This is a genomic window from Streptomyces lushanensis, from assembly GCF_001700515.1.
GTDB classification, from domain to species: Bacteria; Actinomycetota; Actinomycetes; order Streptomycetales; family Streptomycetaceae; genus Streptomyces; species Streptomyces lushanensis.
Window position 1 is genome coordinate 1 of record NZ_MAUD01000320.1, and the last position, 8,615, is coordinate 8,615.

Genomic DNA, 8,615 nt, shown 5'->3' on the forward strand with positions numbered 1-8,615 from the left:
CGCCCCGGTCCCGTGTCCGTGTCCGTCTCCGCCCCCGCGGCCGTGCCCGTGTTCGCGCCTGTCCCCCTGTTCGTCCCCGCCCCTGTCCCGTGCCCGTACTCGGCCGAGGCCCGTCAGGTCGCGCCGATGGCGGCGGCGAGCATCGGGAGCGAGCGGGTGAGGGAACGTTCCCAGTACGGCCAGGTGTGGGTACCGGGACCGTAGCGGTCGTCGGTGACGTTCAGACCGCGGGCCCGGGCACGGGCTATGTAGTCCCCGGCCATCAGATCGAGCACCGCTTCCAGGGCGTCGGGGGTACGGTCCGGCGGGTCGAACGGGCCGGGCAGTCCGTTGCCGCTGCTGACATACACGGGGTAGCCGCGAGGGAGGCGCGAGATGAGCTCGTACGCGTTGTGTTCCCGCCAGAGTGCCGCCTGGGCGGTGGGATCGCCCCACAGATCGAGCGGTTCGAGTCCCTGTCCTCTGACGATGTTCTGGATGCCGGTCGTATACCGCGCCGTGTTGACGAGTCCGCTGAAGGACGCGGCGGCGCGGAAGAGCGTCGGGTACCGGGCGGCGTAGTACAGCGCGCCGTGCCCGCCCATGGACAGCCCGGCCACGGCGCGCCGGTCGTCGGCCCGTAGCTGCTGTTCCAGGATCCGGCGGAGCTCGGTCAGGTGGAAGGTCTCCCAGGCGGGGGCACCGTACCGGCCCTGGTTCCACCAGTTGGCGTAGAAACCGGCCGGTCCGCCCTCCGGCGTCACGATCAGGGCAGGTGTACTGGCGGTGATGGCGGCGGCGTTGCCCCAACCGGTGGAGCCGGGGCCGCCGCAGCAGCCGTGCAGCAGATACAGCACGGGCCAGCGGCGGGTGGGCGAGCCGTCCCAGCCGGGCGGCAGCAGCACGGTGGCGTTGGCGGTCCGGCCCAGTGCGGGTGACTCGATCCGCAGGTTCAGGGTGCGCTCGTCGACCCGCTCGGCGGCCAGCAGGCGTTCCCGGCGACGGGAGGAGCGAGGCGCGGCGAGTGGTCCGGAAGAGGCGGCTGATACGGAGGGTGCGGCGGCGGACGCGGATACGACGGAGCCGGAGACCAGGGCTCCCACGCCGGCGGCGGCGAGCGCGGCGACGGCACGCCGCCGGGTGAGGGGGCGCGGTGCGGGCAAGTCGGGTGCGGAGCGGGGCGGTTGGGACATGGTGTCTTCTCCGTCTCTCCAGAGGCAGTGGGGCGACGCGTGTGAGCGACGCATGTGTGGGGGCTGCGGGAGTACGTGAGTGCGTGGGTGCGTGAGTGCCGAACGGTGGTCCCTCGGTTTGTCTTACGCCAGCGATTCAGGTGTGTAAAGGGTTCTCACTCAGGAAGGACGGAGAGCCGCGCTCTTCCAGATCAGCGGACAGGAAGCGCTTTCTCCCGGATGGGCATGATGCGGCGCCGGGCCACCTCGGTGACGGCCCGGCAAGCGTCCCTCGACGACACGTCATGGATCACACGTCCCACCACCGCTCGCGCTGCGGACCGGCTGCGCTCTCTTTACTCTCGGTTCATGGACACCACGGTGTGTGTCCATGTGAAGGAGTGTCATGCCTGCCGAGGCCGCCGGGGTGGTTCGAGTGAGCACAGAACCCGACCAGGGGCCCGCGGACCTGACGACCGCCCCGCCGGACACGGAGACGGCAGAGACGGCAGAGACGGCAGAGACGGCAGAGACGGCAGAGACGGCAGAGACGGCAGAGACGGCGACGAACGAGCCGGACCGGAAGGCGGTTCCGCCTGGTACGGAAACCGGTACGCCGGCTCCGGAGGCTGAACCCGTCCGTACCCCCGACGAGATCCGCGGCCAGGCCAAGGACGAGGAAAAGCCGCTGCTCGCGGTCCTCGGTGACAAGCCGGAACCCGGGCCCGCCCCCGCCCCATCCGGCTCCTCCGCTGCCGCCGGTATCAGCTACCTCGCGATCCTGACCGGCACCTTCCAGCTCTTCTACTTCGGCGTCGAATTCGCCGGGCCCGGCTACTGGTGGTCATGGCCCATGGTGTTTCTCGGCCAGCTCATGGTGGCACTGTGCTTCTGCGAGGTGGCCGCCCGCCATCCCGTCGCCGAGTCGGACCACACCAATTCGGTTCACACTCGTTCGGTCGACACCGGTTCGGTCCGCACCGGTTCGGTCCGCACTCGTTCGGCTCACACCGGTTCGATCCACACCGGTTCGGTCCACAACTGGGCCAGAGAGCTCGGCGGTCCGCATATCGGCTGGCTGGGCGGCTGGATGACGGTGACGGCCACCATGGTCTCCCTCTCCGCGGTCGCCCTCGCCTGTCAGATCACACTGCCGCAGATCTCCCGGTTCTTCCAGTTCGTGGGGACCGGCGCGGGCAGGACCGACGCCGCCGCCAACGCCGTACTGCTCGGCTCCGTGCTGATTCTCTTCACCACCCTGGTCAACGCGTTCGGCGTCCGGCTGATCGCCCGGATCAACTCGGCCGGACTGCTGGTCGAACTGATCGCCGCCATCACCCTGATCGCTCTGCTGGTCGCGCATCTCGCGCACGGACCGGGCACGATCACTCAGGCAGACGGCCACGGCGTCGGCGACACCGGCGGTATCGGAGGGTCGTTCGGCCATGTCGCCGCCCTTCTGACCGCCTTGCTCGCCTCCGCCTATGTCCTCCACGGATTCGGCACGGCGTCAACGCGCGGCGAGGATTCCCCCGACCCCGGCCCCGGCGCGCCGCTGTCCGTCCTGCGGGCCGTCGCCGTCTGCTTCCTGATCGGCGGGCTCGTCGTCCTGTTCGCCCTGCTCGCGGTACCCGGCCTCAACTCCGCGCGGCTGTCGGTCGACGGACTCCAGTTCGTACTGCTCTCCACCCTGAGCCCGCCCGTCGGCGAGATCGTGCTGTGGTGCGTGGTCATCGCCGTCACCATCTGCGCGCTTGCGGTGCACGCGGCCGGAACCCGGCTGGTCGTCGCGATGGCGCGCGACAACTGCCTGCCCGCCGCCTCGCTGCTCAGCCGGATCAGTCCACGGTTCGGGACTCCGGTGGTGGCCACCGTCGTCGTCGGCCTGGTCGCGGTCGGCGTTCTGGTGATCAACGCCGGTCAACCGCGGATCTTCTCAATGATCGCCAGTATCGCGGTGATCATGATCTGTCTGGCCCATCTGATGGTCTCACTCCCCATGTTGGTGCGACGGCTGCGCGGTACGTGGCAGCCGACGTCCGAGGCGCACGTCGCGTCCGAAGGGCACCTCGCGTCCGAGAGGCACTTCTCGCTCGGCCGGTTCGGACTGCCGGTCAATCTCCTGGCCGTGCTCTGGGGAATCGGTATGTCGGTCAATCTCGCGTGGCCACGACCGGGGGTCCACAACGCGGGACAGCCCTTCCCCTGGTATCCGCGCTGGGGCGCGTTCCTCTTCGTCGGCGTCGTGGCCGCGGGCGGCTTCACGTACTACTGGCTGGCCCGGCGCGAACGTACGGGCGTGTCCGGATCCGGAGCCCGTCAGGCCACCGCCCGCCCCCGGGGCAACCTGTTTGCAACGTACCGGTCCCTACTGTCCAACGTGCGGCGTCGTCCAACGGCGGGCGGCGCGAAAACCGGGAGGCCACCGAAATGACCCGTTACACCGCGCCCGGCAGCGACGGCGCGATCATCTCGTACGCGTCACGGTACGACCACTGGATCGGCGGGGAGTACGTTCCGCCGGCCCGTGGGCAGTACTTCGAGAACCCCAGCCCGGTCAACGGCCGCCCCTTCACCGAGATCGCCCGTGGCACGGCCGAGGATGTCGAGCGCGCCCTGGACGCCGCGCACGGCGCGGCACCCGGCTGGGCGAGTACGCCGGCGGCGGAGCGGGCCAATATCCTCAACCGGATCGCCCACCGGATGGAGGAGCATCTGGAGGAACTGGCGGTCGCCGAGAGCTGGGAGAACGGCAAGCCGGTCCGCGAGACCCTGGCCGCAGACATCCCGCTCGCCATCGACCACTTCCGCTACTTCGCGGGCGCGCTGCGGGCCCAGGAGGGCACGCTCAGCGAACTGGACGGCGACACCGTCGCGTACCACTTCCACGAGCCGCTCGGTGTGGTGGCCCAGATCATCCCGTGGAACTTCCCGATCCTGATGGCCACTTGGAAACTGGCGCCCGCGCTGGCGGCGGGGAACGCCGTCGTACTGAAACCCGCGGAGCAGACCCCGGCCTCCGTCCATCTCTGGATGAGCCTGATCGCCGATCTGCTGCCCCCCGGCGTCGTCAACATCGTGAACGGTTTCGGCCTGGAGGCCGGCAAGCCGCTGGCGTCGAGCCCCCGGGTGGCCAAGATCGCCTTCACCGGCGAGACCACGACCGGGCGGCTGATCATGCAGTACGCCTCGGAGAACCTCAAGCCGGTCACACTGGAGCTCGGCGGCAAGAGCCCGAACCTCTTCTTCGACGACATCTGGACCGCCGACGACGACTTCCGCGACAAGGCACTCGAAGGCTTCACCATGTTCGCGCTGAACCAGGGCGAAGTGTGCACCTGTCCGTCACGGGCCCTCATCCAGGACGGCCACTACAACGAGTTCCTGGAGGCGGGCGTGGCCCGCACCGAGGCGATCGTACCGGGGAACCCGCTGGACACCGCGACGATGATCGGCGCGCAGGTTTCCGACGAGCAGATGGAGAAGATCCTTTCGTATGTCGCCATCGGACAGCAGGAGGGCGCCAAGGTTCTGACGGGTGGTCAGCGGATCGACTATGAGGGAGAGTTGGCGGGCGGCTACTACATCCAGCCCACCATCTTCCAGGGCCACAACCGTATGCGCGTCTTCCAGGAGGAGATCTTCGGCCCGGTTCTCGCGGTGACGCCGTTCAGCGACTTCGACGACGCGATCAAAACCGCGAACGACACACTGTACGGACTCGGCGCGGGCGTCTGGACCCGCGACATGAACACCGCCTACCGCGCGGGCCGCGCGATCCAGGCGGGCCGCGTCTGGACGAACTGCTACCACACCTACCCGGCACACGCCGCCTTCGGCGGCTACAAGCAGTCGGGCATCGGCCGGGAGAACCACCGGATGATGCTGGAGCACTACCAGCAGACGAAGAATCTTCTGGTGTCGTACTCCCCGAAGAAGCTGGGCTTCTTCTAGACGCAGAAAAAGGGCGTCTGACCAGGGCAGATGCCCGGCAGGCGCCCTCCTCGGCGCGCATCCAAGCAGCGAGTCGAAACACGCTCTTACTCCCGATATCTCCCCCGCTATCCCAGCCCTGACCAGCAGTTCCGGGGCATTTCCGGGCCAAGGTCCCGCTAAACCCGTCAAGTCGGGGCCGATGCCTTCGAACGCAGCTTGGCTGCGGAGCCAGTGATGGCGCGGTCCCGTCGAGCGAACCAGAACCGACTCACTCCAGGTGGAGAGCGGCCAAACGCGGCAGTCGGCGAGCCATCTCGTCTTGGTCGTCGAAGTCGACCTGCGGGTTCTCGTTGTCGGCCCCGGTCCACGCAGCGACAGCTGGGCCTATGTGACCGCCGGGTGCTGGGCCGCGATGGAGAAGGGCGGTCACGGGCTTGAGTTCGTCATGACCGCCCACGTCCGCGACCAGCAGTTCATCGACCTCATGGCCGTGATCACGTACTACCACTGCGGTGGGCATCAGCTCGACCTGGAGCACAGCATGCCGATCGGTGAACCATGGGTGCCGGGCTCGAACTGCGACCACCTGCTGATCAGCCTGCCCTATCTCCACGGACCTGACCTTGAACAGTGTCCGCTGCCCCGGGGGCACGCCCGCATCCTGTGGACCTTGCCTGTGACGGCCGCCGAAATCGACTTCCGCAGGCATCAAGGCCATGAGGCGTTGGAGCAGCTCTTCGACGAGGCGGAGATCATTCCCACTGATCCTTTCCGGGCGTCGGTCGTGTGAGACAACGACCGAACCTATCCCGGCGGTCACCGCAAGTGATCACTGGGAGCGTATCGGCTCCAGGTTCCGCCGGCTTCGGTCACCAGGCGGGTGGCGGTCTTGTCGCGGTAGCCGAGTGCTTTCGCGATGACGGGGGCCGGGGCTTGGAGGACGAGCTGACGGATCGCGGAGGTACTGCCGCGCTGTGGAGGGACGCCGATCTCACGCAGATGGACTTGCAGGCTGACCGGGCGGAGAAGCGGGCGGGGCGATTCAGGACGGTCAGGTGGTGATGGAGCACTCGGGCAGTGGGGGCGTCTGACGCGCAGGTGCCGGGGCTACCCGGGACGACGGCGCGGCCTGGCGTGGCGGTAGCCGTCCGGCGGGGTGCGTCTCCGGACCGTTGCGGCGGCCGCGGTCGGCTGCGCTGGCCTTCACGGGTATACGCGGCAGCCGGATGGACCATCCCAGCAGGCGCGGGGCAGGACGGAACCGCACTGGGGAACCAACGCCGAGGGGACCATCCCCCGCGGGCACGGGGAGCAGGCGCCGCCGGGGAAGCAGCCGTCACGGTTCATCAGCTCACGCACCGCGTCCTCGAACCGGGAATGGTGCAGGGCGTCCAGCTGGGACAGCCCGTAACGCAGCCCCTGCGCCCGCACCGCCTCCCACCGCGCGCTCTGCCGCTTCTGGTGGAGCCGGCCTCCGCCGGCCAGCACCGCGAGCGCGCCGACCACGGCCAGGACCCACCAGTGGGCCAGCAACCAGTTGACGACGGCCAGGGCCGCGGCTACGAGGAGCCCGGTCAGCCGCGCGCTGCCGCCCGCCGCACCTGCGTGGACGGCATGTCGCTGGGCAGGATCGGACGCATCATCGATGCGCTGCGCCACGAGCGCTGCCGATGGAGCCCTGCCAGAAGGGTCTACATCCCGAAGAAGCGGGGCGGCTCGAAGCCGCGCCCACTTGGCCTTCCGCCGTGGTCGGACAAGCTCGTCGGCGAAGTGGCATCGACGCCCTGCCGGTCCCGTTCTTCTTGGACCAGCAGGGCGGTTCGTTGTTGGTCAGTCCCGGCGGGGACCCTGGACGAGTTGGTCGATGACGGCTGCGGCCCGCTCCGGGTCTTCCTTCAGCCACCTGCCGAGGTGGTCCTGGACGGCCTGTCCGACGCATTCGCGTACTTCGGAGTTGCCCAGCACGCCGCGCGTGGAGCCCTCGAACTCGGGACGGTCCAGCTTCACCGACACGACCGCCGTCAGGCCCGCGCCGATCCGATCGGTGCCGAAGTCGGGGTCCGTAGGTCTCAGCAGCCCCTGCTCTCGCGCGTACGCGGTGACCGCGGCCGCCATTCCGTCGCGGAAGCCCACCGCGTGCGTACCGTCGTAGGTGGGCCGGCTGTTGGCGAAGCTCCGCATCCGCTCCTCAGGGCAGCCGCACCACCGGAAGGCCACCTCCATCACCCCTCTCATGCGAGGGTCCTCGCGCTCGAAGGCGATGGTGTCCATGGGGGCGGACGCCGTCGTGCAACTGTCGAGGAAGTCGACGAAGTCCCGTGTCCCGCCCGGGAAGCGGAGCCGCACCGAACGGGACTCATCCGGGCGGCGCAGGTCGGTCAGCGAGATTTCCAGGCTCTGGTTCAGGAAAGCCAGTTCTCTGAATCGCTCCTCCAGTTCGCCGAACGAGAACTCCGTGGCTCCGAAGATGTCGGCATCGGGCCAGAAGGCAACGGTGGTCCCGCTTCCGGTCGCCGTTCCCACCTTGGTGAGGGGGGTGGCGGCCACGCCGCGCGCGTACTCCCGCACCCATCGGACTCCCTCGCGCCGCACCTCGGCCGTCATCCGGCGCGACAGGGCATTGACGACGCCGGGCCCCACGCCATGGAAGCCGGGCGTCACGTCGTGGCGGCCTCCGGTGCCCGTACCGGCCTGCATCCGGGTGAGCAGGGCTTCGAGCCCGGGACCGCCGGCGCCCTCCGTCCCGTCGACGGGAACGCCTGGCCCGTCGTCGGCGACGCACACGCCGCCGTCGGGCGTCAGAGTGATGTCGACGCAGGCGGCACGGCCGGCCAGAACCTCGTTCACCGCCCGGGCCGCGATCTCGAACACCATATGACGCAGGCCGCGTTCACCCGTCGAGCCGACGTACATCCCGGGCCGTTTCCGGACCGCTTCCCATCCCTCCAGCACCTGGATGTGGCTGGCCTCGTACCTGGTGGCTTCCTCGCTCACGATGTCCCCTCCGATGACGTTGAGCAGAACCTCCAAGGTTAGATAATTCCCAGGAAAACACCAGGTCAGAGGCATTTCTCCAATGCCGTCGGCGGAGGCGTGAGCGACTGTCCGAAGGCAGTCGGCCCAGTGGCCGCGAACCGAGCCCGCAGTACGGCCGCGGCCCCGTCGAGGGCCTGAACGACACCCTTACCGGCGCCCCTCGAGGCCCCAGTTTCGACTCCGGCGAAATCCTCCCCTGGCCGGCACCCCACCCGGGCCGGCAATCCGGCTCCCGGCCAGCCGCTAAGGTCCCGTCCACTCCTCGTCGTCCTCGTCGAGCCCGAGCCCGGCATCCCCCGCCCGAGACAAGGAGGAAGACGCGTGGAACCGATCCCAATGGCCATGACCGTTACTTCAGTCCTCACCGTCCGCAGAGGCCGGTCCCGGTGTCGCGGCCGACGCTGGTGTGGACCCCGACCGTGAACCCCCAGGTCCTGTCCGGCGGATCCTCGTGGATCAGGCCGCGGCGTTCGGTGGAGGGGGTACCTCCCG

Annotated in this window: 6 protein-coding genes and 1 pseudogene; 4 read left to right on the plus strand and 3 right to left on the minus strand. The window is 69.0% G+C overall.

The window, feature by feature from the left end; genetic code table 11:
- Positions 1–113 precede the first annotated feature (113 nt).
- The gene (locus tag BFF77_RS24290; RefSeq protein ID WP_066953406.1) at positions 114–1,172 is read right to left on the minus strand and encodes an alpha/beta hydrolase; all 1,059 of its coding nucleotides are present in this window, start codon (positions 1,170–1,172) and stop codon (positions 114–116) included.
- A gap of 742 nt (positions 1,173–1,914) precedes the next feature.
- Between BFF77_RS24290 and BFF77_RS24295 the strand changes: the two genes are divergently transcribed.
- The 3 genes from BFF77_RS24295 to BFF77_RS24305 all read left to right on the plus strand — a co-directional run bounded on the left by BFF77_RS24295 (position 1,915) and on the right by BFF77_RS24305 (position 5,877).
- Positions 1,915–3,585: an APC family permease gene (locus BFF77_RS24295; RefSeq protein WP_425424423.1), complete on the plus strand. Its 1,671-nt coding sequence runs from the start codon at positions 1,915–1,917 to the stop codon at positions 3,583–3,585.
- Positions 3,582–5,105 carry an acetaldehyde dehydrogenase ExaC gene (gene exaC / locus BFF77_RS24300; RefSeq protein WP_066953410.1) on the plus strand — a complete coding sequence of 508 codons (1,524 nt, stop codon included), beginning with the start codon at positions 3,582–3,584 and terminating at the stop codon, positions 5,103–5,105. The genes BFF77_RS24295 and exaC overlap by 4 nt, the downstream gene beginning before the upstream one ends.
- A 301-nt stretch (positions 5,106–5,406) precedes the next feature.
- Positions 5,407–5,877: a suppressor of fused domain protein gene (locus BFF77_RS24305; protein ID WP_066953412.1), complete on the plus strand. Its 471-nt coding sequence runs from the start codon at positions 5,407–5,409 to the stop codon at positions 5,875–5,877.
- Positions 5,878–6,290: 413 nt separating this feature from the next.
- Here BFF77_RS24305 and BFF77_RS37080 read toward each other — a convergent pair whose 3' ends face one another.
- The gene (locus tag BFF77_RS37080; protein WP_245703683.1) at positions 6,291–6,746 is read right to left on the minus strand and encodes a hypothetical protein; all 456 of its coding nucleotides are present in this window, start codon (positions 6,744–6,746) and stop codon (positions 6,291–6,293) included.
- Here BFF77_RS37080 and BFF77_RS37965 point away from each other — a divergent pair.
- Positions 6,684–6,860: pseudogene (locus BFF77_RS37965) on the plus strand (reverse transcriptase/maturase family protein); the annotation flags it as partial. The gene BFF77_RS37080 and the pseudogene BFF77_RS37965 sit on opposite strands and share 63 nt — an antisense overlap.
- Before the next feature lie 57 nt (positions 6,861–6,917).
- On the opposite strand, the gene BFF77_RS24315 reads toward BFF77_RS37965, so the two are convergent.
- The gene (locus tag BFF77_RS24315) at positions 6,918–8,156 is read right to left on the minus strand and encodes an ATP-binding protein (RefSeq protein ID WP_245703684.1); all 1,239 of its coding nucleotides are present in this window, start codon (positions 8,154–8,156) and stop codon (positions 6,918–6,920) included.
- Positions 8,157–8,615 lie beyond the last annotated feature (459 nt).